The organism is Pseudomonas lalkuanensis (genome assembly GCF_008807375.1).
Lineage (GTDB): Bacteria > Pseudomonadota > Gammaproteobacteria > Pseudomonadales > Pseudomonadaceae > Metapseudomonas > Metapseudomonas lalkuanensis.
Genome location: NZ_CP043311.1, coordinates 6,004,428 through 6,027,272, shown reverse-complemented (window position 1 = coordinate 6,027,272; position 22,845 = coordinate 6,004,428). Strand labels below are relative to the sequence as shown.

Sequence of the window (22,845 nt, the reverse complement as noted above, 5' to 3'; positions counted from 1 at the left end):
GTTCGCCTCGTTTCGATTCATTCGGAGTCCTGCAACTACTCCTGAATCTTAAAAAGACGGAACTAACGACAAGGTGAGGCGAACATTACATTTGTGACAGAAAGAGCGAGCGAAGTTGCTGGACTTCGCCCGCGCTTGAATGGCTTCAGAGAACTTCCAGCGGGTATTCGACGATCAGGCGAACTTCATCGAGATCGGATTCGAAGTCCGTGGCGCGGGTGGTCATCTGGCGCACGCGGAAGGACATGTCCTTCAACGAGCCGGTCTGCACCACGTACTTCGCCTCGATGTTGCGCTCCCAGCGCTTCTGATCCACCAGCGGGTCGCCATTGGCGTCGCGGCGCATGTAGGTGGCATTGGCGTTGGAGTAGTCGGCATCGCTGCCACGGGCGTAGCGGGTCATGAAGGACAGGCCGGGGATGCCGAAGCTGGTCATGTCCAGGTCATAGCGGAGCATCCAGGAGCGCTCCCCCGGTGAGTTGAAGTCGCTGTACTGGATGGAGTTGTCGAGGAAGATCGAGTCGGACTGGCGCAGGTAGTCGAAGTCGTCGTCACCGGCGTTGCGCTGGTACGACAGGGCCAGGCTGTGGCCGCCATGGCGGACGCCGACCTTGCCGCTGTAGATGTCGTTGTCGAACTCGCCCAGCAGTTTCTGCCCCTGGTCCACGGCCTTGTAGTAATTCAGGCCGCTGAACAGGGTCAGTACGTCGGCCAGCGGATACTCGCCGTAAAGGCCTGCGTAATGCTGGTTCCAGGCGTCTTCCAGGCGGCTGCTGTAGAGACTGACGGAAAGGTTGTCGTTGACCCGGTAATCACCGCCGAAATACGCCACCCAGGGCGAGTCCACCGTGCCGCCGTAGAAGGTGGCGAAGTCGCCGCGCATGCCGCTCTGCTGTGGCTGGCTCATGGCGTGCAGACGTCCGCCCTGGAGCTTCAGGCCGTCGATGCCGGCGTTCTCCAGGGTCACGCCGCGGAAGCTTTCCGGCAGCAGACGGGAGTCGCCGTAGTGCACCACCGGGGTGGTGGGGAACACGTCACCGGCCCTGACCACTGTGTCGAACAGTCGCGCCTTTAGCGCGCCCCCCAGCTTGGAGTACTGGTCCTCGGCTTCGCCTTGGCTGTTGACCGGCAGCAGGTTCACGCTCCCGCCCGGGCCGTGTCGGCCGTCGCCGGTATCCAGCTTGAGGCCGAGCATGGCGAAGGCATCGATGCCCAAGCCCACAGTGCCCTGGGTGAAGCCGGATTCGAAGCGGCCGATGATGCCTTGTGCCCAGGCCTCGCTGTAGCCGTTGTCGCTGGGGCTGGACTGGCCATGGCGAAAATCGCGGTTCACGTAGAAGTTGCGGTTGAGGATCGACAGGCTGCTGCCTTCGATGAACCCTTCCGCGGACTCCTCGGCCGCATTCAGCGTGGTGCCGGAAGCCAGCGAGCACAGTATGGCGATGGACAAGCGGGGTCTTTTATTGCGCATTGATTGCTCCTCTCATGTCGGCAGTTGTTGGTCTTCTTGTTGCCAGGAATTGTTGTTATGGGGCCGTGCCTAGAGAGGTAATTGCGTATCTCCCGGAACCAGCCGGTGCTTATCGTTGCAAGCGGGAGATAACTTGGAGATGAGTTGCTGATTACAATTCTGTAATCAATGAACTTGTGAATGACGGTCATGTTCCAGTGCGCGCCGAGAAACCGGTTGAGCGATTGTCATGGACGGGTGGTCAAATGCCACGAGTGCCCCGAAAGTGCATATTGAAGTCGCTTGCGGACCGCTCGATTCAGGGGGACTATCGAATCGATAGCCTGACAACTGTCCAGGGTGGTCTACCTTTCCAGTGTTCCTGGAAAAGGAGGAGTTCCCATGTTTGCGCAACTTCCACCGGTCCTGCGCGATCTGAAGCTGCCGTTACGGCTGCAGCTCTGGGATGGCAAGGAAATCGATCTCGGCCCGAACCCGACCGTGACCATGACGGTGAAGGATCCCAGCGCGGTCTCCCTGTTGAGCCGCCCGAGCCTCGGAACACTGGGGTCAGCCTATGTGGAAGGGCGCGTGGAATTGACCGGGCCGATCCTGGAGGTGATCCGGGTTGGCGACGCCCTGAGCGAGGCGCTGGTGGGCGACGACGACGATTCGGTAGCGCCGCGCCAGTCCCACGACAAGGCCACCGACGCGGCAGCCATCTCCTACCACTACGACCTTTCCAACGACTTCTATGCCCTCTGGCTGGACCGCGAGATGGTCTACTCCTGTGCCTATTTCCCCACCGGCACCGAGGACCTCGACAGTGCCCAGCAGGCCAAGCTGCATCACCTCTGCCGCAAGCTGCGCCTGAAGCAGGGCGAGTACCTGCTGGACGTGGGCTGTGGCTGGGGCGGCCTGGCAAGGTTCGCCGCCCGCGAGTACGGCGTCCGGGTTTTCGGCATTACCCTGAGCCGTGAACAGCTGGCCCTTGGCCAGAAGCGGGTCAAGGCCGATGGGCTGGAAGGGCAGGTAGAGCTGGAGCTGCTGGATTACCGCGACCTGCCCCAGGACGGCCGCTTCGACAAGGTGGTGAGCGTTGGCATGTTCGAGCACGTCGGCCACGCCAACATGCCGGTCTATTGCCAGAGCCTGTTCGGCGCCGTGCGTGCCGGCGGTTTGGTGATGAACCATGGCATCACCTCGCGGCACCCGGATGGCCGTCCGGTGGGGCGTGGCGCCGGTGAGTTCATCGATCGCTATGTCTTCCCCCACGGCGAGCTGCCGCATCTGGCCACCATGGTCACCGAGCTGAGTCTGGCCGGCATGGAAGTGGTGGATGTGGAAAGCCTGCGCCTGCACTACGCGCGCACGTTGGAGTTCTGGAGTGCCAACCTGGAAGCCAACCTGGCAAAGGCTGCCCGGCTGGTTCCGGAGCAGGCCCTGCGCATCTGGCGACTGTACCTGGCGGGCTGCTCCCATGCCTTCCAGAAGGGCTGGATCAACCTGCACCAGATACTCGCCACCAAGCCCCGCGCGGATGGCTCTCACGAGTTGCCGTGGAGTCGGGCGGACCTCTACGTGCGATAGCGCCAGGCATATTCGGCAACGGCGTCGTGTGCGTGGAGGCTCTCCGCGTGCACGACCCGTAGCCTGAATCCCTCCAGCCAGTCCTGCTTCTGCAAGGCGCTACCCAGGCGCCTGGCGGCGTCTTCGCAGAACATCAGGTTCTGGCCGTTGGCCAGGGCGAAGGCCTGCTCGTCCGCCCGTTTTACCGCCGTCTGCACGGCTGTGCCCAGGCTCTGCTCCGCCAGATCGACCAGACGGAGCAGAGGGATGTTCTCTTTCGCACCCAGGTGCAGCCAGAAGGTGGCGGTGCTGCGTTGGCTGTGGGGCGTTGCGACTATGCCCTGGCTGCTGCCCAGCCAGGCGAACACCCTTTCCCGAGCCGGATTCTGGTCAGGGAATTCCTCTACGAAGCGCTGCTGGATCAGTTGGCGGGCAAGGGCGGCCGAGCAGGGGCAGGTGGAGGAATAGGCCAATTGCAATTGAAGTTCCACGTGGAACCCCCACCGATCCTGGCGTGCACGGACCTCGAAGGGATAAGCCTTCCATCCGGCCAGCGGGCTTACCAGCGCTGGACGCTGCAGCAGGGCCTCGCCACGCAGGTTCAGGCTGGCGCTGGCGGACAGGCCCTGGTGGCTATCGAGGAAGCGCGCCAGCACCCGGCGCAACAGGGTGCCGGACAGCTCCTCCCGTTCCAGTTCCTCCAGTGCCAGGTAGAGGCGCGACATGTGGATGCCACGGGCACTGACGTCATCCAGGCTGACGCCAGCATCGACCTGCGCGGCGATGCGTTGTCCCGCCAGTACCACGGGTTGGGCAATTCCGCACATGCCGACCCAGTCCAGGGGCAGCTCGAGGGACGAGGTTTGTGCGGCGATATCCGGGAGGGAGAGGGCGTTCATCGGTCGGGCTCTTGAAATAGACAGTAAGTGTTATGTTATAACAAATAAAGCCTGTGAAGATCGCCACCATGCCAGACACTCTGCTCAACCGCGAAGAACTCCTTGCCCTGCCCGCCGAGGACTACATGAACGAGGCGCAAAGGGCATTTTTTCGCGACCTCCTGGAGCGCCAGCGTGAAGAGTTGCGCCAGCGCATCGACACCGAGTTCGGTGCCCTGCGCGAGGTGGAGCCGGTAAGCGATGAGAGTGACCTCGCCAGCCGCGAGGAACAGCGCCTGTGGCAGCTCCGGCTGCTGGAGCGCGAGAAGCGCCTGCTGGACAAGATCGACCAATCCCTGAATCGCCTCGCCAGTGGCGAGTACGGCTGGTGCGAAGAAAGTGGCGAGCCCATCGGCCTGCGCCGCCTGCTGCTGCGGCCCACCGCGACCCTTTGCCTGGAAGCCAAGCAGCGCCAGGAACAACAGGAACGCCACCAGCGCCCCGTCTGAGAGGAAACCCCATGGATCAACGCCTACCCGTCACCCTGCTTTCCGGCTTCCTCGGCGCCGGCAAGAGCACCCTGCTCAACCACGTGTTGAAGAACCGCGACCAGTTGCGCGTGGCGGTGATCGTCAATGACATGAGTGAAATCAACATCGATGCCAGCGAGGTCCAGCGCGACGTCAGCCTGAATCGCGCCGAGGAACGGCTGGTGGAAATGAGCAATGGCTGCATCTGTTGCACCCTGCGCGAAGACTTGCTGGAAGAAGTCAGCCGCCTGGCCCGCGATGGTCGCTTCGACTACCTGCTGATCGAATCCACCGGGATTTCCGAGCCGCTGCCGGTAGCCGAAACCTTTACCTTCCGCGACGAACAGGGCCTGAGCCTGTCCGACCTGGCGCGCCTGGATACCCTGGTCACCGTCGTCGACGGCGTTAACTTCCTGCGTGACTACCTGGCGGCGGAAAGCCTCGACAGCCGCGGCGAATCGCTGGGGATGGACGACGAACGCACCATCAGCGACCTGCTGATCGAGCAGGTGGAGTTTGCCGACGTGCTGCTCATCAGCAAGGCCGACCTGATTACCAGCGCCGAGCGTGATGAGCTGACCGCCATCCTCAGGCGGCTCAATCCCGAGGCGGAGGTGCTGCCGATGGTGATGGGCCAGGTCGACCTCGGGCGCATCCTCGACACCGGCCGTTTCGACTTCGACCGCGCCGCCGAGGCGCCTGGCTGGTTGAAGGAACTACGCGGCGAGCACAGGCCGGAAACCGAGGAGTACGGCATCGCCTCCACGGCGTACCGAGCGCGGCGTCCGTTCCACCCTCAGCGCTTCTTCCGCTTCATCAATCGCGACTGGAGCAATGGCCGCCTGCTGCGCTCCAAGGGATTCTTCTGGCTCGCCAGCCGTTACCGCGAGGCGGGCAGCTGGTCCCAGGCCGGCGGCCTGATGCGCCACGCCCTGGCTGGCCGCTGGTGGCGCTTCGTGCCGCGCGAACGCTGGCCGGATGACCGGGATGGCTTGAGCGCCGTTCTCAAGCACTGGATAGCGGGGACCGGCGATTGCCGCCAGGAGCTGGTCTTCATCGGCCAGGGAATCGACTTCGAACGCCTGAGAACTGAGCTGGACGCCTGTCTGCTGGACGACAACGAGATGGCCGAAGGCCCGGAAGCCTGGGCGCTGCTGCCCGATCCTTTCGGCCCCTGGCACGACGAGGAGGCGGCCTGATGCTCGCGCGGCAGTGGGAGCCATCTCCACGGCAGGTGCTGGGGGATGGCCCGGACGTTCTGGGCGAAGCCCTGCGGGATGGGGTCAATCTGACCATCTGGCGCCGGCAGCTGCCGTTGCACGTGCAAGGCTTCGCCAACAGCCTGCTGGCGTTGGGTGAGCCGCTGGCCGAATCCTTGACGCTGGAGCTCGTCGTTGCCGAAAGCGAGCCTGACCTCAGTGGCCTCGCCGCAGGCTTTGCCGACCTGGAAGGGCACCAGGGCTTCGTCGCCGATGTGGCGTGGCTGGTGCGGGCCTTCGCCTGCCTGGTGGATGCCCGGCGCATTGGCCTGCGTCTGCGCCGCCTCGACAGGGCCATGTGCCCGCGTTTTCACGTCGATCACGTACCGCTGCGGTTGATCACCACCTATGCCGGCGTCGGCAGCCAGTGGCTGCGAGAGGGTGACATGCCACGCTCGGGATTGGGCGATCCCACTGCCGAACCTGCCGCCATTGTGGATAACCAGCAAATGCAGGCCGGCCATGTGGCCCTGTTCAAGGGAGAGAAGTGGCTCGGCAATGAGGGGCGTGGAATTATCCACAGGTCGCCACAGCCGGAATCGGGTGAGAGCCGCCTGTTGCTGACGCTGGATTGGCTGGGATAGGCGCTTTACCAGAAGGGGGGATTCAGAGCAGGCCTGCGGCCTGCCCGGCGAATGACTTCGCTCCTGCAGGGATCGGGAGGAATCGCCTCACTCCCACTTGCCCTGGCTCTGGGTTTCGCAGAAGGGTTTCAGGTAGCGCGCATCGCTGGCCACGCCGTAGTAGTGGATATCCTGGCGGTAGAGCTGATTGCTGACCTTGGCGTTGCGGCATACACCGAACGCACCGGTCGGGCAGTTATCCACAAAGCTCACTTCCACTTTCTGTCCCTTCATCTCCGGCTTGCAGAAGCCGTCACGAAAGAGTTGCGGCGGGATGCTACGGTTTTGTTGACAGAGCTTCACGTCGAGGCCGTTGCCCTGGCTGTGGACAACACAGGCTTCGGCACGGACTTCGACCGATAGCAACAGCAAAACGGGCAGCAACCAGGTACGCATGGGAGGTCTTCCGGGTCATGAAGCACGCGACTCTAGCACGAGGCTTTCTCGGCGGGCTGTGAAGCAGCACCATAGGTCCATGCTTACTCACATCCCTACCCATCTCATCGCCGGGCCCCTGGGCGCCGGCAAGACCAGCCTGATCCGCCAGCTGCTGGCGCAGCGGCCTGCCCATGAACGCTGGGCGGTGCTGATCAACGAATTCGGCCAGATCGGCCTGGACGCGGCACTGCTCACCAGCAGCGACGACGGCATCGCCATCGCCGAGGTGGCGGGCGGCTGCGTCTGCTGCGTCAACGGCGCGCCCTTCCAGGTCGGACTTGGCCGGCTACTGCGCAAGGCGCGGCCAGACCGGCTACTGATCGAACCCTCCGGACTCGGACACCCGGTCGAGCTACTGCGACAGCTACGCGAACCCCCGTGGGAGGGCGTCCTGGCGCTACAGCCGAGCGTCATGGTGCTCGATGCGGCGGCGCTGGCTACGGGCCAGCTACTGCCAGACAGCCAGCGGGCGGCACTTTTGGATGCTGGCCTAGTGCTACTAAATAAGGCCGAAAGCCTGGATTCATCCACCTGTGAACAACTTGCCGCGAAACTTCCCAGTGTCCCGCTGCTGTGGACGACTCAAGGGAGGCTCGATATCCAGAAGCTTCCAGGCATTCATTCACATTCTGGAAAAGCTGTTGGTATCAAAGACTTACCAACAGGTGTGGATAAGCCTCCGGTCCTGTGGAGGAATCCGGCCGAACCCATCTGCCAGATCCAGGCAAACGACGACGGCTGGAGCATGGGTTGGCGTTGGCACCCGAGCCAAAGATTCGAGCTGATGCGCCTCCAGCTGTGGCTGGCCAGCCTGCCCTGGCGCCGCGCCAAGCTGGTGCTGCAGACCAACGCCGGATGGCTCTCCGGCAACGCCCTGGACGGCGCGCCGATCCACTGGCAGGCCAGCGAATGGCGCAAGGATTCGCGTCTGGAACTGATCTTCGCGGGGCCCCAGGACGAGGCGGCGCTGAAGGTGGGAATGGCGGCGTGCCGGTTGGATTGAGATAAGGGCTGAGAATTGGCGGCTCTGCCTGTGTCGGGCTATCAGGATCAGGCCGATTGGGTAGGGTGCGCCGTGCGCACCGGCGGTTTGACCTTGTGCCGGGGCGGACACTGGAATCGGTGCGCGAAGTGCACCCTGCGGTCCAGACCGAGCTGAAGGATCGACCTTGTGCAAGGGACGGACTCGCCTCTGCGAGAAACGCCCGAGAAACGAAAACGGGCCCCGAAGGGCCCGTCTCGTGTCGCTGCGGGGGAGGGGTCAGTCCTGGTTCATCCGCGAATGGGTGCGGGTGTCCTTCATGAACACGTACACCAGCAGCGAGCAGGCGATGCACGCGGTGACGTACCAGTAGAAGCCGCTTTCCATGCCGATGCTCTTGAACCACAGGGCCACGTACTCGGCGGTGCCGCCGAAGATGGACACGGTGAGCGCGTAGGGCAGGCCCACGCCCAGGGCGCGGATCTCGGTAGGGAACAGCTCGGCCTTCACCACGGCGTTGATCGAGGTGTAGCCGCTGACGATGATCAGCGCCGCCATGATCAGGAAGAACGCACCCCACCAGGTTTCGATGCTGTGCAGGGTGCTCAGGATCGGGTAGGTGAACAAGGTGCCCATCACACCGAAGGCAATCAGGATCGGGCGACGGCCGATCTTGTCGGAAAGCCCGCCGACGATGGGTTGCAGCAGCATGAACAGGAACAGCGTGGCGGCCGAGATCATGGTCGAGTCGTCCTTGCTCATGCCCACGGTGTTCACCAGGTACTTCTGCATGTAGGTGGTGTAGGTGTAGAAGGCCAGGGTGCCGCCCATGGTCAGGCCGACTACGGTCAGTACTTCCTTCGGGTGGCGCAGCAGGGTACGCAGCAGGCTTTCCTTCGGCTTGTCCTTTTTCTTGGTGAAGGAATCGGTCTCTTCCATGCCACGACGCAGGAACATGGCGACCACCGCGCACAGGGCGCCGATGAAGAAGGGCACGCGCCAGCCCCAGCTTTCCAGCTGCTCGGTGGTCAGGGTCTGCTGGAGGATGATCAGCACGGCCAGGGCGATGAGCTGGCCGGAAATCAGGGTCACGTACTGGAAGCTGGAGAAGAAGCCACGTTGTTCCTTGGTCGCCATCTCCGACAGGTAAGTGGCCGAGGTCCCGTATTCACCGCCTACCGAGAGGCCCTGCAGCAGGCGAGCGACCACCAGCAGGATCGGTGCGGCGACGCCGATGGTCTCGTAGCTGGGGGTCAGGGCGATGATCAGCGAGCCGAAGCACATCAGCAGCACCGAGGCCAGCAGGGCAGCCTTGCGGCCCTTGCGGTCGGCGTAGATGCCCATCAGCCAACCGCCGATGGGGCGCATCAGGAAGCCCACGGCGAAGATCGCGGCGGTGTTGAGCAGTTGGGCGGTCATGTCGCCCTGGGGGAAGAATGCCTTGGCGAAGTACAGTGAGAAGGCCGCGTAGACGTACCAGTCGTACCACTCGACCAGGTTGCCTACCGAGCCACTGAAAATCGATTTGATGCGTTGCGATGTCGTGCGGGGTTCTGCAGAGGCAGCCAGGGTGCTGGAGTTATCCATCATCTTTCCTCGACGCGTAGTTGTTGTTGTGGAGGCGCTGCTCTGTGGCGGCGCGCTTCGGGCACCAGGCATAAAGCAGGAGCTGTGCCAGGGGAGGAAAGCCCTGGAATAGAGGGGTTTCAGCGTGATTTCGCGGCGATCATGCGCGGATTCCTGCCGATGCCGGATTGGCGATGAGCAAGATTCCGCCGATGGCGGGTTGCTGGATGTGGGGGCGATTTCAATTCGCGGCATCCATGCCACTCGTCCCCCTGTGCAACGATTCCGCTCGGCCTCCTGAAGGGGCGGAGTTGCCGCCCCACCGTTTCTGCCCAGCTGCAAGCGGCGTATGGGCTTCAGGATGACTTTGGATTTGCCGGCGCGAGTCACCTCTCTCCTCTTCAGGGAGAGGGGCGGGGGTGAGGGCGGAGTCGGCTAGCGCGGCGTCCGGAAGGCCCAGTGCTGGAGCACTCTCACTCATCCTCACCGGGCAGGAACTCACTGCGCGCCAGGCCGTGACGGACCATCTTCTCGTTGAGGGTGCGGCGCGGCAGGCGCAGCAGGTCCATCACCGCCCTGATGTCGCCCTGGCAGCGCGCCAGGGCCTGACGCAGGCATTGCGCCTCGTAGGCTTCCATCAGTTCAGCCAGCGAAGGTTCCCCTTCGGCCCGATCAGCCTGGCCTGTGGATAACCCCAGCACGTGGCGTTCGGCGGCGTTGGCCAGCTCGCGCACGTTGCCCGGCCAGTCGTGGGCCAGCAACTGGGCCAGCTCGGCGGGTGTCAGCGTCGGTTGCGGCCGGCCCAGGCGCTCGCTGGCCTGGCGGGCGAAATGCTCGAACAGCAGGGGAACGTCCTCGCGTCGCTCGCGCAGCGCGGGCAGTTGCAGTTCGGCGACATTCAGGCGGTAAAGCAGGTCTTCGCGGAAACGTCCGGCACGGACTTCGTCGCGCAGGTCCGGTTTGGTGGCGGCCACCACGCGGATATCCACAGCGATGCTCTGGTTCGAACCCAGGCGTTCCAGGCGCTGCTCCTGCAGCACCCGCAGCAGCTTCACCTGCTGCGCGAGCGGCATGCTTTCGATCTCGTCGAGGAACAGGGTGCCGCCGTGGGCATGCTCGATCTTGCCGATGCGCTTGCCCTGGGCGCCGGTGAAGGCGCCGCTTTCATGGCCGAACAGCTCACTCTCGAAGAGGTTCTCCGGAATGGCCGCGCAGTTCAGCGCCACGAAGGGCTTGCCGGCGCGGGGGCCGAAGTCGTGCAGGCAGCGCGCGACCATTTCCTTGCCGGCGCCGGTGTCGCCGCGCAGCAGGACATTGACCGGTGTGGCGGCCAGGTCCAGCACCTTGCGGCGCAATTGCACCATGGGCCTGGAGACGCCCAGCAGGCGGCCGTCGAGCTGGTCCTTGAGCTCCGCCTGGATCCGCAGGCGACGGTTCTCCTGGACCAGCCGGCGCTTTTCCAGGGCGCGGCGCAGGCTTTCCAGCAGGCGCTCGGCGGTGAAGGGTTTCTCGATGAAGTCATAGGCGCCCAGGCGCATGGCCTCCACTGCCTGGGGCACGTCGCCGTGACCGGTGACCATCAGGAACGGCAGCTCGCGGTCCAGCGCCTGCACGGCCTGGAGCAGGCCCATCCCATCCATGCCGGGCATGCGCAGGTCGCTGATGACCACACCGGGGAATTCCGCATCGAGGTGCTTCAGGCAATCCTCGGCGCTGGATTCCACCCGCACCTCGAAGCCGGAGAGCTCCAGCCACTCGCGCACCGCGTCACGGATGGCCGCTTCGTCGTCGACGAAGATCACCTGGACTGTCATGGCAGTTCCTCTCTGGTCTTATCCACAGGCAGGCGCAGGCTGAACAGCGCGCCCTCGCCCTGGTTGGCGGCGCTCAGGGTGCCGCCCAGTTCATGGACGATGGCGTAGGACACCGCCAGTCCGATTCCAAGGCCAGCACCCGCCGGCTTGGTGGTGAAGAAGGGGTCGAAGACCCGTTGCAGGTCGTCTTCCGCGATGCCGCCGCCGTTGTCGGCCACTTCCAGCACCCAGTGGTCGCCGTCCCGTCGCAGGGTTATCCACAATTGTGGATCGGCCTCGCCGGCCACCGCGTCCAGGGCGTTGCGCAGCAAGTTGACCAGCACCTGCTCCAGGCGAATGGCGTCGCCCGAAACCCAGGCCGGCACCGCCAGCTCCTGGCTGATCCGCACCTTCGCGTCGCGCAGGTTGGGTGCCAGCAGTTGCAGGGATTTATCCACAACGCTGCCCAGCTCCAGGCACTCGCGCAGGCCGCCGGGCGTCTTGCGCGCGTAGGTCTTCAGATGGCCAGTGAGGGAAGCCATGCGCTGCAGGAGTTCGTCATGGCGCCCCAGGGCTTTGCGGGCCTGCTCCAACTGGCCGTTGTCGAGCATCAGGCGCAGGCTCGCCAGGTGCATCTGCAGGGCGGTGAGCGGCTGGTTGATTTCGTGGGCCAGGGCTGTGGACATCTGTCCGAGTGCGGCCAGCTTGGCGGCCTGGATCAGTCCGTCCTGGGCGGTGCGCAGGGCGGCTGTGCGTTGTTCCACCAATTGCTCCAGCTCCTCCCGGCTGCGCTGGCGGATGCGTGCCAGGCGCCAGCGCTGGTGCAGGAACAGCACCAGGAAGAACACCGCCAGCCACGCGCCCCCGGCAGCAAGGCTGGCGGCGCGGGCGCTGCTGGCGGCCTCCTGCGGGGTGCGCAGCAGGTGCAGGGTCCAGCCTTCGCTGGGCAGCGGCAGGCTTTCCCAGAGGTAGTCTCGGGGGCCATCAGGTCCTTCGACCCGGACCAGCCGGCTGTCATCGCCGAAATTGATCCGGGTGCTGTGGATAAGTGGTGCCAGTGGCTGTTTGTCATACTGCCGGGTCGCCGCCATCTCGGCGCGGCCCTCGGCGGAGATGGGTTGCAGCTCGCGGTAGCGCCATCCGGGCTGGTTGGCGATGAACACCACGCCACGGGCGTCGCTGACCAGGATGATGTCCGAACGCTGTCCCCATTCCTGCTCCAGTTCGGGAAATTCCAGCTTCACCACGATGGCGCCGATGAAGGTGTCCTCCGCGCCGCGCACGGCGCTGGCGAGGAAGTAGCCGGGAATCCCGCTGGTCACGCCCACTGCGTAGAAGCGGCCGCTGCCCAGGCGTCGAGCCTCGACGAAGTAGGGGCGAAAGCCGTAGTTGTGGCCGACGAAGCTGGTGGGCAGGCGCCAGTTGCTGGCGGCCACGGCCAGGCCCTCGCGGTCCAGCAGTTCCAGGGTGGTGGAGCCTGCGGCGCGGTTCATCTGCTCCAGCTTGAGGTTGAGCATGTGTTGTGCGGCGTTATCCACAGGTCCGCCCAAGGTGCCGCGCAACTCCGGGTCCAGCGCCAGAACGGCGGGCAGGGCGCGGAAACGGTCGATCAGCGTGCGCAGGCTGCCGGCATACAGGGTCAGTTGCTCGCGGGCCTGTTCACCTTCGTCGCGCAGTGCCTGTCGTTCGGCCTGGCGGCCAGCCAGGTGCATCGCCAGGAACAGGCCGGCGAGCAGCAGCAGGATCAGCAGGGCGATGCGCAGTTGGCGGGAAATCAAGGGTGGCGTCCGCAGGTCAGAGGCGGCGACGATACCACGGCCGACCCTGCCCACTGCTCCGGACGGAAGTCTGCGGATACACTTCGCGCAGTCATTTCGAGGCACGTTCGATGCAATTGATCCCCTGGTCCCACTCCTCTTCCGCCGGATTCACTCTGCGCGGCTGGCACACGCCGGCCTCCGGCAAGCCGCTCCTGCACTTTCTCCATGGCAACGGTTTCTGTGGCCGCACCTATACGCCGATGCTGGAGGTCCTGGTCGAGGACTTCGATCTCTGGCTCTGCGACATCCAGGGCCATGGCGACAGCGACCATGGTGGTCGCTTCCTGGGCTGGAACCGCAATGCCGAGCTGGCTGTGGAAGCCTTCGAGGCCGGGCGCGGGCAGTTTGGCGAGGTCCCGCGGATGGCGGTGGGGCACAGCTTCGGCGGGGTGCTGAGCAGCCTGATCCTCGCCCGCCATCCCGAGCTGTTCCGCCGCGCCGTATTGCTCGACCCGGTGATCTTCACCCCGACCATGGTCGGAGCCATGGCCTTTTCCGAAGTGCTTGGCCTGCATCGCCGCACCACCATGGCCAGCCGCGCGCGTGCCCGGCGCAGCCACTGGGCCGACCGCGAGGCAGCGTGGAACGGCCTGCATGGCCGCGGCATCTTCAAGGGCTGGACCGAAGAGGCGCTGCGGGGCTATGTGGAGCACGCCATCAAGGCTGTGGATAACGGCGTCGAACTGAAGTGCCGGCCGAGTCGCGAAGCGGAGATCTTCAGTTCTTTCCCCAAGCGCCTGTGGCCGTCGCTGGGCCGCATCGTCACGCCGACCCTGATCCTCCACGGGCAGCACAGCTATCCCTTCGTGGCCAAGTCAGTGGCACGCCTGACCGCGCTCAATGGCCATGTCAGCGCCCAGGTGGTGGAGGGAGGTCACTGCTTCATGCAGGAATATCCACAGGCCAGCGCCGAGCGCGTGACCGAGTTTCTATTGCGTGGATGAGTGCTGCTGCTGAGGCTGGCGGTAGGGGGATGTCGTCTTCTACATCCACCATCGGAATCAGTTCGGAGCGTGAATGGTGGACCGGTGAAGCGTGGTCCGGCCCGCTAATCCACCCGTCGCTGCTCGTCCGCTTTGGGGTGGCTGCGCCGCCACTCGCTCATGTGGATGACCTTGCCGTCGTGCTGGGCTTCGGCCCGGAAGGGATGGGCTTCGACATCGATGCGGCCCAGGTGGTTGCCGAACATCTGGATGCTCCCGGTCAGGCGCTGCTCGCCGGTCACGGTGAACTCGAAGTCGTAGATACGCGCCAGGCGGCGATTGCCCTTGCCGTCGCGGACCATCGCCAGGCGGCGGAAGGCGACGTTGCCGTCCAGCAGTTCCACATCCAGTCGCGCGCAGTGCTGCTTGGCCAGCACCAGGGCGCGCTCGCGCACGCCGTGCCCGCGCCACAACCAGGCCGCGCCGGCGGCGAACAACATCAGCAGGAAAACGTCAGCCAGGCTCAGCATGATGACTCCGGAAACCTAGACCCAAGCTTAAACCATCCACGGTGGTTTCAGAGGGCCAGCTCGATACGGTTTCTTCCCAGTTGCTTGGCACGGTACAGCGCAGCATCGGCCATCCCCCAGGTCGACCTGTCTCGTTGCCCAACGGTTGGAAATATCGAGCGCCCGGCCTGCGTCCTTCTGTCCCAGCGACTAGGCTTCAACCCAGGCAGGCGCATGGCTAGCATAGGCGCCCCCCGGATCGACCGGCATGGAACCCTTCCTGTGACCTACGGCAGAGCACGACAACGCGGCGCCTGGCTTGGCCTTCTGGCCATGCTGCTGGTGCTCGTCGGTCCGCTGGTTTCCCAGGCGCGGGACATGGGGCAGGGCGGCGTGCCCGAGTGGATGGGCGAGCTGGCCTGCTCCGCCGGGCACGGCGGTTCGAGCCACCAGCCGGCGATGCCCGACCACGAGATGTCCTGGGCCAAGTGCGGCTACTGCACCCTGCTGTTCAACTCCCCGGCCCTGAGCCCCGCCACCCTGCCCGGGTTGGACCTGGCCGGTCTCACCAGTCCGCATGCTGCGCTGGCGCCCCTTGCCGGCCACGGCGGACGGGCTGTCTTCCCTGGCTCGCTGACCCGCGCACCTCCCTTCGCGCTTTCCTGATCCACACAACCTTTCCTTACCGTGCGCACGCCCTGTTCAGGCGCGCGTGCGCGCGGACCACTGGTTCATCAGGGAGCACGACAATGTCGGCGAACACTGTCTCCTTTTACAACCTGGCGTGGCGCTGGCATTTCTATGCCGGGCTGTTCGTCATCCCCTTCATGATCATGCTCGCGGTTACCGGCAGCATCTATCTGTTCAAACCCCAGTTGGACAACCTGCTCTACAGCGATCTGATGCTGGTCCGCCCGGCCGGGCAGGCGCTCAGCGCCGACCAGCAGCTGGACAAGCTGCGCCAGGCCTACCCGCAGGCCACCGTCGGCCAGTACCTGCCGCCGGTGGACGCCGAGCACAGTGCGCAGTTCGTGGTCAGCCTCGACGGGCGCAAGACCAACCTGTTCCTCGACCCCTACAGCGGCCAGGTGCTGGGCACCCAGGACGCGCAGAACAACCTCCAGGCCATCGCCCGCTCGCTGCACGGCACCCTCTTGATCGGGATGGTCGGCGACCGGTTGATCGAACTGGCCGCCGGCTGGGCGATCGTCCTGGTGGTGTCCGGCCTTTACCTCTGGTGGCCTCGGGGCCAGGGCATGCGTGGCGTGTTCTGGCCGCGCCTGGCCAATCGCGGGCGGCTGTTCTGGCGGGACCTGCACGCGGTCACCGGTTTCTGGGGCTCGCTGGTACTGCTGTTCATGTTGCTCACCGGAATGACCTGGACCGGCTTCTGGGGCGAGAAATTCGCCGATGTGTGGAACCGCTTCCCCGCCGCCATGTGGAACGAGGTGCCCAGGTCCGACCAGCAGGCTCGCAGCCTGAACACCGCCGCCGACCAGACCGTGGCCTGGGCGGTGGAAAACACCCCGTTGCCGGCCTCCGATCCCCACGCTGCACACAAGGGGCGCAGCGCCACCGGCATGGCCGCGCCAAGCGGGCAGGTGAGCCTGCAGCGGGTGGTGGACACCGCCGCCGAGCGCGGTGTGGTACCGGGCTACAGCATCACCCTGCCGGCCGACGAGACCGGGGTTTACAGCATCGCGGTGTTCGCCGATGACCCGCGCAACGACGCGACCCTGCACCTGGACCAGTACAGCGGCAAGGTGCTGGCCGACATCCGCTGGCAGGACTACGGCGTGGTGGCCAGGAGCGTGGAAATGGGCGTGGTGCTGCACGAAGGCAAGTTCTTCGGCCTGGCCAACCAGCTGCTGATGTTCGCCGTCTGCCTGCTGATCCTGCTGAGCTCCGTGAGCGGCCTGGTGATGTGGTGGAAGCGCCGCCCGCAAGGCAGCCTGGGCGTACCGCCGTTGCGCCATGACCTGCCGTTGTGGAAAACCGCGGTGGTGATCATGATCGGCCTCGGCATCGCCTTCCCGCTGGTGGGGTTGTCCCTGCTGGCGATCTGGGCGCTGGACTGGGTGGTGCTGTCGCGCATTGGCGGCGGCAAGGTGGTGGCCGACTAGGCCGGTTTTGCAGGCGTAGCCCATGGGCTGCGTCCGCGATGGAGAGCAATCGGTACCTGCCGGGGGTGGGTGCCAGTCAATCGAATGAATGGAGTTCCGACATGCGCAAGACGTTGCTGGCCCTGGGGGCCCTGCTGAGCTTTTCCGGCACCCTGGCCGCCCATGACTACAACCTGGGTTCGCTGCACATCGAGCACCCCTGGGCCATGGCCGTGCCCGCGGTATCGCCCAACGGCGCCGCCTACCTGGTTATCCACAACAGGGGCACGGACACGGACATGCTGCTGGGTGCCGACACCGTCCGCGCCGGCAAGACCGAGATCCACGAGCATCTGCACAAGGACGGCCTGATGAAGATGCAGAAGGTCGAGGGTGGCGTGGCGATTCCCGCTGGCGGCCAAGCACGCTTCGAGCAGGGCGGCTACCACCTGATGATGTTCGGCCTGAAGCAGCCGCTGAACGATGGCGACAAGTTCCCCATGACCCTGCACTTCCAGAAGGCCGGCGACCTGGACGTGGAAGTCCACGTGCAGACGCAGGCACCGGCGGTTACCGCCGAGCACCAGCACTGACGCCTCCTCGCGGGGTCGACCGGCCCCGCGCCTTCCCCGCCCAGTTATCCACAATGCCGCTCGGCGGCATGGTTTGCCGAGGCGCGGCGCCTCTTCTAGCCTGATTCCATCGCATGGAGCACCCGCCGGCAGGACGCCAGCGCCGCGCATTGCGCGGCCCCGCTTGAATCATCTGCCCTCACTGTTCCCTGGCGATGCACCGCTTGGGCCAGGGCGCTGCGTGTTTCGCAGCGCTCCGCCAGCCCGTGCCCTGATGAGCAGAAAAGGAGAGGGAAGATGAACGCTACAAGGACATTCCGTGTCGCCTGGCTGCTGGTCCTGATGCTTGCCTGCGCCAGTCCCTTGCTGGTGGCCGGCCCGGCACAAGCGGCGAGCCCCGCCTGCAGTGCCAGCCAGGACTGGATCACCAGCCCCAACCCGCCCAGCGAGATACCCGAAGGCAGCAACGCAGACTTCTGCGACTTCTACCAGTTTGCCTGGCAATGGTTCTTCCAACTGGTCAGCCCATCGACCAGCGACCCCAGCCTGCGCAACTTCCAGGTCAACGCCAACTACCCGATCCTCCAGGCCAGCGGAACCAACTCCTGCGACCCGTCGCAGCAGGCCGAACGGGTGTTCGTGCACCGGGAGAAGCCCGCGGCCGCCGACACCCCCTTCCAGATTCCGGATCGCACCGGCCAGGCTGGTGGCGGCGACACCATCTTCGACCAGAACGGCAACGTGGTCTTCTACGAGATCCGCTTCAGCCAGAGCCTTTGCAACATCCCGCAGATCCAGAGCGCGCTGAACTACCCGAGTGGAACCACCGAGCTGAAGAGTGCGTGGCGAATCATCACGGATGCCGACAAACCCGACTACTTCTGGATCGAAGCCAACGTGGACGGTGTGCCGGGCAATGAACTGCTGGGCATGGTCGGATTCCACATGGCCATCGCCACCGCGCTGCACCCGGAGTTCATCTGGGCCACCTTCGAGCACCGCAGCAACGTGCCGGAATGCAGCAACCCGGCCACTGCGCCTGCAGGTGGCTGGTCCTTCACCAGCGCCACCTGCGCTGTGGATAACCCACCCGCGAGCTGCAACATGAACCAGGCGCAGCCGAGCTCCAGCCTCACCGGCACGCCTTCGGAAATCTGCCGGGTCTACCACGACGGCACCGATGTCTCGGACCACGAGGCCTCGGACAACATCGCCGACATCGATAGCCTCAATACCCAGATCCAGGGCTTCCTCTCGGCGCTGTCCAGCGACAATCCGATGGCCGTCTGGCAGAACTACATGAATGTCGGCGCCATCTGGGAGAACGACGTCACCCAGCCGTCCTCCAACTTCTCCAACCAGCGCGGCTCCATGCGCCTGGCCAACACCGTGATGGAAACCACCTACCAGAACGTGGACCCGACCCAGTCGTTCATCTCCAACTGCTTTGGTTGCCACAACTTCAATGGCAGCGGGAACAGCAACACCATCCCCTGGGCGAAGCTGAGCCACATCTTCGATGACGTGATGCAGGGCCAGTGCACCACGCCGCAGGACGTGCAGGCCGGTCCTATCTGGAACAACGGCCAGGCCGCGCAGACCTGTCCGCAGGTGTGCAGCAACAAGGGCGGCTGGAACGGTAACTGGAAGACCACGGAGCCCGGCGCCATGTCGGTCTGCGGTTGTTGCGGGGGATAAGTCGGCCGTGGGGCGCCTGATCACTTATTGATCAGTCGCGCGCAAGGCCCGCCATTCGTAGGCTGCAGCGCTGTCCTCACAGGCTATCCACAGCGGGGTGCACAGATCCTGTGTGCATCCGGCTGGTTAACTCGTTGATATTGCTCGAAAAATGTACGTTCTTCAGCAGGCCTTGCACTGCCTGGCCTGCAGCCATCCATGGACAACTTATGCACAGACCAGTCCACGCAATTTGGGCACAAGCGTGGAGTTGCTGGTGATGGCGCTTGTGGATTGATGGCGCGGAGATCGACCGGGCCTGGCCTGGCGGAACGCTGCCCGATTCCGCCGGCAAGGCTGATCAAATAGTGATCACAACGTCACAGGCCGCATCCTTGCTGGGCCACAACCATGTCCAAACAGCTTATCCACAGATGGCTACACAGAATTTGTGGGCCAAGTATTTGAATCAGAACGAAAAATGAACAAGACGCGAAAAGCCGCGGCTGCTCTGGCGCCTGGCATTCGAACTACAGCTTATCCACAACAGCATCCACGGGATCTGGGTAAAAACTCCGCCAACCTGTGAACAGATCGCTGACGAGCACGCGAATCGGGGTCGAAACAGCGCTTGATACCCACGGATGAGCCGTCCATTGCCGAGGGAACGTCCTCCATCCGGCGACGGCGTCAATCTGTTATTCACAGCAGGAGGGTATCCAATCAGACTTGTGTGAAAACTGATCAATGCCCTGCAGGTCACGGGTCGCGGGGATTTCAGCATTGTCCTCACAAGTTATTCACAGATGGCTGCACAGATATTGTGTGCAACGAAGCAGTTATCCCTATGATTTTGCTCGAAAAATAGCCGGATGGTGGAAAGCTGCGTCGTGCCTGCTTCCCAGGCATCCATCGACAATTTATCCACAGTGGCATCCACGGAAAATGGGGGAAACGGCTCTGCAATGGGAATTACAGCCGGGAGGCGGCCCGGTGCCGGGCCAGGTGTTTCGCGGCTGCGAAAGATTGATCAGAAGTTGATCAATCGTCGGGAGGCCAGTAATGGCGGGGCCCAGAGCAGAATCCGAACAGGTTATCAACAGCCTGTTGCACAGCAACTGTGAGCAGTGCACAGGCCAAGTCGTTGAAATCGTTCAGAAAATCGCCAAATCATGGGGAGGCCCGCGTGGCGCGGGGTCTGGAACTCGGTCTACACCTTACCCACAGGCCCTTCCACTGATTTTGGGGAACAGGGTGGAAAAGCGAGGGCTCAGTTGCCCTCGCGCATTTCCTGGTAGCGCTGTTCCAGTTCCTGGCGGATCTGGCGGCGCTGCTTGGCCTGGGCGTAACGGCGCTTTTCGTCGGGGGATGCCGGCTGCAGCGGCGGAACCGCAGCGGGGCGCCGCTCGTCATCCAGGGCCACCATGGTGAAGAAGCAGCTGTTGGTGTGGCGCACCGAACGCTCACGGATGTTCTCGGTGACCACCTTGATACCGACTTCCATCGAGGTGTTGCCGGTGTAGTTCACCGAAGCGAGGAAGGTGACCAGTTCGCCCACGTGAATGGGCTCGCGGAAGATCACCTGGTCCACCGAGAGGGTGACGACGTAGCGGCCGGCGTAGCGGCTGGCGCAGGCGTAGGCCACTTCATCGAGGTACTTGAGCAGGGTGCCGCCGTGGACGTTGCCGGAGAAATTGGCCATGTCCGGGGTCATCAGGACGGTCATCGACAGTTGTGCGGTTCCGGGTTCCATTACTGGCCTCGTCGCTGTGGGGTCTGTCCGGGATAGACGCGGGTCGGCGCCTGGGCGCCACAGTCGCAGTGCCGCGCAAATCCGGGACCTGCTGTGGATAACCTTGTGGTCAGGGCGCCTTGGCGGGTTGTTGGCAGGCGGGCCGTTCTTCCACCAGGTCGCTGGGACCGCAGGCCAGGCCGTGTTCGCGGCGCAGCTGCGCCAGCTCGCCACTCTGCTCGACCAGGAAGCGGTCAAAGGCTTCGAGTACCTCCGGGTGCTTCAGGCTGCTGGCGTGGAAGGCGGTCTGCGCCAGGGGTAAATCCGGGTCCAGCAACAGGCGGTCGCCACCCAGGTTGGTGCTGGTCTCCAGGTAGTGATGCAGCACTTCCGGGTTGGCGTAGATGGCATCGATGCGCAGGCGCAGCAGCATGCGCACCAGGCTGGCGATGTCGCTGGCTTCCACCAGCTGCACCTGGCCGTCACGCAGGCGTTCCTGCCAGGCTTCCGGGGTGAAACCGCGCACGGTGCCGAGGCGCCGTACCGAGTCGACACCCCGTCCCAGGTGTTCGCGCAGCACCAGGCTGCCATCCACCACGCGGATCACCGGACGGCTGTAATGCATGCGCGCATCGCCCTTGAGCTGGCGCGACCAGGCGGGGTTGTCGGGGAACACCAGCGTCAGCCGGTCGGTGGTCTGCAGATTACGGTGCAGGCGGTTGATCGGCAGGGCTTCCAGTTCGAGGGCGAGGCCCTGGCTGGAGGCAAAGAGCTGCAGAACAGCGATCGCATAGCCTTCGGCGGGCTTGCCGGGGAGGGCGCGGTAATAAGGGAGGTAGTCGTGGCTTTCCAGGCCGATGCGCAGTGGCTCCGCTTGGCAGACGCCGAGGGCCAGGAACAGCAGCGCGAACATCGCAGCCTTCATCGGGCGGGCCTGGAAGGGTAGGGAATGACCTTCAGCCTAGCAGCCGCCCGGGGAAACATCAGTGCCCGGCCGGACCGGCCGGGCACTCTGTCGGACCTTGCGTCCGCCATCAGGCGTGGGTCAGGTACCAGCGCCAATCCTGCTCACCCACTTCGCTGACGAACTGGCGGAATTCTTCCCACTTGATGGCGAGGAAGATCTTCAGGAAGTCCTCGCCCAGGGCGTCCCTGGCCCAGGTCGACTGCTCCAGGTTGCGCAGGGCGGTGAGCCAGTCGGTGGGCAGGGTTTCGCGGGCCTGCTCGTAGCCGTTGCCGACGATGGGCTCACCCGGATCGATCTGCTCGCGGATGCCCTTGTGGATGCCGGCAAGGATCGCCGCGGCCGCCAGGTAGGGGTTGGCGTCGGCGCCGCAGATGCGGTGTTCCACGTGACGACTCTTGGCCGGGCCACCCGGTACGCGGAAGGACACCGTGCGGTTGTTCACGCCCCAGCTTTTCGCCAACGGCGCATAGCTGTTGGCCTGGAAGCGACGGTAGGAGTTGGCGTTGGGGCAGAAGATCGCCAGCGCGTCGTTCAGCGTCGCCATCATGCCGCCGATGGCATGGCGCAGCAGCGGCGTGCCGTGCGGGTTTTCGCTGGCCATCAGGTTGTTGCCCTGCTCGTCGGCCAGGCTCACGTGCATGTGCAGGCCGCTGCCGGCGAGGTCGCCGAAAGGCTTGGCCATGAAGCATGCAACCAGCCCGTGCTTGTTGGCGACGCCCTTGACCAGGCGCTTGTAGCGGATGCCTTCGTCCACCGCCTGGAGCGCGTCGAAGCGGTGCTCCAGGGTCAGTTCCAGCTGGCCGGGCGCGTACTCGGAGATGGCGGTGCGCACCGGCAGGCCCTGGACCTCGCACGCGGCGTAGAGGTCATCGAGGAAGGGCTGCAGTTGCTCCAACTCGTAGACGCCATAAACCTGGGGGGCCTGCGGGCGCACGCCGTTCGCCTGCAGCGCCGGCTGCGGACGACCGTTGGCGTCGCGATGCTTGTCCAGCAGGTAGAACTCCAGTTCCACCGCCATCACCGGGTGGTAGCCGTCGGCCTTGAGGCGGTCGATGGTGCGTGCCAGCACATGGCGCGGGTCGCCGGGGGTCGCGGGCAGTCCCTGGGTCGGGTGCATGCTCACCTGCACCTGGCCGGTGGGCGTGGCGCGCCAGGGCTGCAGCGACAGCGAGCCGGGCACCGGGTAGGTCCAGCAGTCGGCGTCGGCGACTTCCCAGACCAGGCCACTGGCTTCGACGTCCTCGCCCTGGATGGTCAGGGAGAGGATGGAGCTGGGGAGCGGGCGGCCGTTCTCGAAGATCGGCAACAGTTCGTCACGGTGCAGCAGCTTGCCGCGCGGAATGCCGTTGGCGTCGATCAGCATCAGCTCGATGCTGCGCACCTCGGGATGTTGTTCGAGGAAGTCGCGGGCTTCCTGGGGATTGGCGAATTGCATGGTCAGGGCTCGGTGGTTGG

The 22,845-nt window shown here is 64.6% G+C and carries 20 protein-coding genes; 10 read left to right on the top strand and 10 right to left on the bottom strand.

The genetic code is table 11. The features are described from left to right. Window positions 1-145: 145 nt before the first annotated feature. Complete coding sequence (locus FXN65_RS27675; RefSeq protein ID WP_151138569.1) at window positions 146-1,471, bottom strand: OprD family porin; 1,326 nt, start codon at window positions 1,469-1,471, stop codon at window positions 146-148. 381 nt (window positions 1,472-1,852) lie between these two features. Here FXN65_RS27675 and cfaB point away from each other — a divergent pair, with 381 nt between their 5' ends. Beyond that, on the top strand, window positions 1,853-3,040 hold the full coding sequence (cfaB, locus tag FXN65_RS27670) for a C17 cyclopropane fatty acid synthase CfaB (RefSeq protein ID WP_151138567.1): 1,188 nt from the start codon (window positions 1,853-1,855) through the stop codon (window positions 3,038-3,040). On the opposite strand, the gene folE2 is transcribed toward cfaB, so the two are convergent. Beyond that, the gene (folE2, locus tag FXN65_RS27665) at window positions 3,028-3,918 is read right to left on the bottom strand and encodes a GTP cyclohydrolase FolE2 (RefSeq protein ID WP_151138565.1); all 891 of its coding nucleotides are present in this window, start codon (window positions 3,916-3,918) and stop codon (window positions 3,028-3,030) included. The two genes, cfaB and folE2, sit on opposite strands and share 13 nt — an antisense overlap. 68 nt (window positions 3,919-3,986) lie before the next feature. On the opposite strand from folE2, the gene dksA reads away from it, so the two are divergent. Genes dksA through FXN65_RS27650 form a run of 3 tightly spaced genes read left to right on the top strand, consistent with a single transcriptional unit; the run spans window position 3,987 to window position 6,270 of the window. Then, a complete protein-coding gene (gene dksA, locus FXN65_RS27660; RefSeq protein WP_151138563.1) occupies window positions 3,987-4,406 on the top strand; it encodes an RNA polymerase-binding protein DksA in 420 nt (139 codons plus the stop codon). Window positions 4,407-4,417: 11 nt separating this feature from the next. Beyond that, the gene (gene zigA / locus FXN65_RS27655) at window positions 4,418-5,626 is read left to right on the top strand and encodes a zinc metallochaperone GTPase ZigA (protein ID WP_151138561.1); all 1,209 of its coding nucleotides are present in this window, start codon (window positions 4,418-4,420) and stop codon (window positions 5,624-5,626) included. Further along, window positions 5,626-6,270, top strand: a complete 645-nt coding sequence (locus tag FXN65_RS27650; protein ID WP_151138559.1) for a DUF1826 domain-containing protein — start codon at window positions 5,626-5,628, stop codon at window positions 6,268-6,270. Before zigA ends, FXN65_RS27650 begins: the two co-directional genes overlap by 1 nt. Window positions 6,271-6,357: 87 nt before the next feature. Here the strand turns inward: FXN65_RS27650 and FXN65_RS27645 are convergent, their stop codons facing one another. Then, on the bottom strand, window positions 6,358-6,705 hold the full coding sequence (locus FXN65_RS27645; RefSeq protein ID WP_151138557.1) for an NADH:ubiquinone oxidoreductase: 348 nt from the start codon (window positions 6,703-6,705) through the stop codon (window positions 6,358-6,360). A 79-nt stretch (window positions 6,706-6,784) separates the two neighbouring features. On the opposite strand from FXN65_RS27645, the gene FXN65_RS27640 reads away from it, so the two are divergent. Next, complete coding sequence (locus tag FXN65_RS27640) at window positions 6,785-7,750, top strand: CobW family GTP-binding protein (RefSeq protein WP_151138555.1); 966 nt, start codon at window positions 6,785-6,787, stop codon at window positions 7,748-7,750. A 258-nt stretch (window positions 7,751-8,008) separates the two neighbouring features. Here the strand turns inward: FXN65_RS27640 and FXN65_RS27635 are convergent, their stop codons facing one another. From FXN65_RS27635 to FXN65_RS27625, 3 genes are all read right to left on the bottom strand, one after another. Continuing rightward, complete coding sequence (locus FXN65_RS27635; protein WP_151138553.1) at window positions 8,009-9,316, bottom strand: MFS transporter; 1,308 nt, start codon at window positions 9,314-9,316, stop codon at window positions 8,009-8,011. A 452-nt stretch (window positions 9,317-9,768) separates the two neighbouring features. Next, window positions 9,769-11,109 (bottom strand): sigma-54-dependent transcriptional regulator, encoded by a 1,341-nt coding sequence (locus FXN65_RS27630; RefSeq protein WP_151138551.1) that lies wholly within the window; start codon window positions 11,107-11,109, stop codon window positions 9,769-9,771. After that, window positions 11,106-12,800, bottom strand: coding sequence for an ATP-binding protein (locus tag FXN65_RS27625; protein ID WP_244620784.1), 1,695 nt, complete (start codon window positions 12,798-12,800; stop codon window positions 11,106-11,108). Before FXN65_RS27625 ends, FXN65_RS27630 begins: the two co-directional genes overlap by 4 nt. Window positions 12,801-12,976: 176 nt before the next feature. Here FXN65_RS27625 and FXN65_RS27620 point away from each other — a divergent pair, with 176 nt between their 5' ends. Further along, window positions 12,977-13,852, top strand: a complete 876-nt coding sequence (locus FXN65_RS27620) for an alpha/beta fold hydrolase (protein ID WP_151138549.1) — start codon at window positions 12,977-12,979, stop codon at window positions 13,850-13,852. Between the two features lie 104 nt (window positions 13,853-13,956). Here FXN65_RS27620 and FXN65_RS27615 read toward each other — a convergent pair whose 3' ends face one another. Beyond that, on the bottom strand, window positions 13,957-14,361 hold the full coding sequence (locus FXN65_RS27615) for a DUF3301 domain-containing protein (RefSeq protein WP_151138547.1): 405 nt from the start codon (window positions 14,359-14,361) through the stop codon (window positions 13,957-13,959). 261 nt (window positions 14,362-14,622) lie between these two features. Between FXN65_RS27615 and FXN65_RS27610 the strand changes: the two genes are divergently transcribed. The 4 genes from FXN65_RS27610 to FXN65_RS28110 all read left to right on the top strand — a co-directional run bounded on the left by FXN65_RS27610 (window position 14,623) and on the right by FXN65_RS28110 (window position 18,712). Continuing rightward, the gene (locus FXN65_RS27610) at window positions 14,623-15,006 is read left to right on the top strand and encodes a DUF2946 domain-containing protein (protein WP_151138546.1); all 384 of its coding nucleotides are present in this window, start codon (window positions 14,623-14,625) and stop codon (window positions 15,004-15,006) included. A gap of 83 nt (window positions 15,007-15,089) precedes the next feature. Then, the gene (locus tag FXN65_RS27605; RefSeq protein WP_151138544.1) at window positions 15,090-16,463 is read left to right on the top strand and encodes a PepSY-associated TM helix domain-containing protein; all 1,374 of its coding nucleotides are present in this window, start codon (window positions 15,090-15,092) and stop codon (window positions 16,461-16,463) included. A 101-nt stretch (window positions 16,464-16,564) separates the two neighbouring features. Beyond that, window positions 16,565-17,035: a copper chaperone PCu(A)C gene (locus FXN65_RS27600; RefSeq protein WP_151138542.1), complete on the top strand. Its 471-nt coding sequence runs from the start codon at window positions 16,565-16,567 to the stop codon at window positions 17,033-17,035. A gap of 276 nt (window positions 17,036-17,311) precedes the next feature. After that, on the top strand, window positions 17,312-18,712 hold the full coding sequence (locus tag FXN65_RS28110; RefSeq protein WP_212632323.1) for a mannan-binding lectin: 1,401 nt from the start codon (window positions 17,312-17,314) through the stop codon (window positions 18,710-18,712). 1,249 nt (window positions 18,713-19,961) lie between these two features. On the opposite strand, the gene FXN65_RS27590 is transcribed toward FXN65_RS28110, so the two are convergent. From FXN65_RS27590 to FXN65_RS27580, 3 genes are all read right to left on the bottom strand, one after another. After that, window positions 19,962-20,444 carry an acyl-CoA thioesterase gene (locus tag FXN65_RS27590; protein ID WP_151138540.1) on the bottom strand — a complete coding sequence of 161 codons (483 nt, stop codon included), beginning with the start codon at window positions 20,442-20,444 and terminating at the stop codon, window positions 19,962-19,964. 109 nt (window positions 20,445-20,553) lie between these two features. Beyond that, on the bottom strand, window positions 20,554-21,336 hold the full coding sequence (locus FXN65_RS27585; RefSeq protein ID WP_226283097.1) for a substrate-binding periplasmic protein: 783 nt from the start codon (window positions 21,334-21,336) through the stop codon (window positions 20,554-20,556). A gap of 121 nt (window positions 21,337-21,457) precedes the next feature. After that, complete coding sequence (locus FXN65_RS27580) at window positions 21,458-22,825, bottom strand: glutamine synthetase family protein (RefSeq protein ID WP_151138536.1); 1,368 nt, start codon at window positions 22,823-22,825, stop codon at window positions 21,458-21,460. Window positions 22,826-22,845 lie beyond the last annotated feature (20 nt).

Bases quoted from the DNA above. Each gene is read 5' to 3' on its own strand.
- FXN65_RS27675 (WP_151138569.1), bottom strand. From the start codon at position 1,471: ATGCGCAATAAAAGACCCCGCTTGTCCATCGCCATACTGTGCTCGCTG.
- cfaB (WP_151138567.1), top strand. From the start codon at position 1,853: ATGTTTGCGCAACTTCCACCGGTCCTGCGCGATCTGAAGCTGCCGTTA.
- folE2 (WP_151138565.1), bottom strand. From the start codon at position 3,918: ATGAACGCCCTCTCCCTCCCGGATATCGCCGCACAAACCTCGTCCCTC.
- dksA (WP_151138563.1), top strand. From the start codon at position 3,987: ATGCCAGACACTCTGCTCAACCGCGAAGAACTCCTTGCCCTGCCCGCC.
- zigA (WP_151138561.1), top strand. From the start codon at position 4,418: ATGGATCAACGCCTACCCGTCACCCTGCTTTCCGGCTTCCTCGGCGCC.
- FXN65_RS27650 (WP_151138559.1), top strand. From the start codon at position 5,626: ATGCTCGCGCGGCAGTGGGAGCCATCTCCACGGCAGGTGCTGGGGGAT.
- FXN65_RS27645 (WP_151138557.1), bottom strand. From the start codon at position 6,705: ATGCGTACCTGGTTGCTGCCCGTTTTGCTGTTGCTATCGGTCGAAGTC.
- FXN65_RS27640 (WP_151138555.1), top strand. From the start codon at position 6,785: ATGCTTACTCACATCCCTACCCATCTCATCGCCGGGCCCCTGGGCGCC.
- FXN65_RS27635 (WP_151138553.1), bottom strand. From the start codon at position 9,316: ATGGATAACTCCAGCACCCTGGCTGCCTCTGCAGAACCCCGCACGACA.
- FXN65_RS27630 (WP_151138551.1), bottom strand. From the start codon at position 11,109: ATGACAGTCCAGGTGATCTTCGTCGACGACGAAGCGGCCATCCGTGAC.
- FXN65_RS27625 (WP_244620784.1), bottom strand. From the start codon at position 12,800: ATGCACCTGGCTGGCCGCCAGGCCGAACGACAGGCACTGCGCGACGAA.
- FXN65_RS27620 (WP_151138549.1), top strand. From the start codon at position 12,977: ATGCAATTGATCCCCTGGTCCCACTCCTCTTCCGCCGGATTCACTCTG.
- FXN65_RS27615 (WP_151138547.1), bottom strand. From the start codon at position 14,361: ATGCTGAGCCTGGCTGACGTTTTCCTGCTGATGTTGTTCGCCGCCGGC.
- FXN65_RS27605 (WP_151138544.1), top strand. From the start codon at position 15,090: ATGTCGGCGAACACTGTCTCCTTTTACAACCTGGCGTGGCGCTGGCAT.
- FXN65_RS27600 (WP_151138542.1), top strand. From the start codon at position 16,565: ATGCGCAAGACGTTGCTGGCCCTGGGGGCCCTGCTGAGCTTTTCCGGC.
- FXN65_RS28110 (WP_212632323.1), top strand. From the start codon at position 17,312: ATGAACGCTACAAGGACATTCCGTGTCGCCTGGCTGCTGGTCCTGATG.
- FXN65_RS27590 (WP_151138540.1), bottom strand. From the start codon at position 20,444: ATGGAACCCGGAACCGCACAACTGTCGATGACCGTCCTGATGACCCCG.
- FXN65_RS27585 (WP_226283097.1), bottom strand. From the start codon at position 21,336: ATGTTCGCGCTGCTGTTCCTGGCCCTCGGCGTCTGCCAAGCGGAGCCA.
- FXN65_RS27580 (WP_151138536.1), bottom strand. From the start codon at position 22,825: ATGCAATTCGCCAATCCCCAGGAAGCCCGCGACTTCCTCGAACAACAT.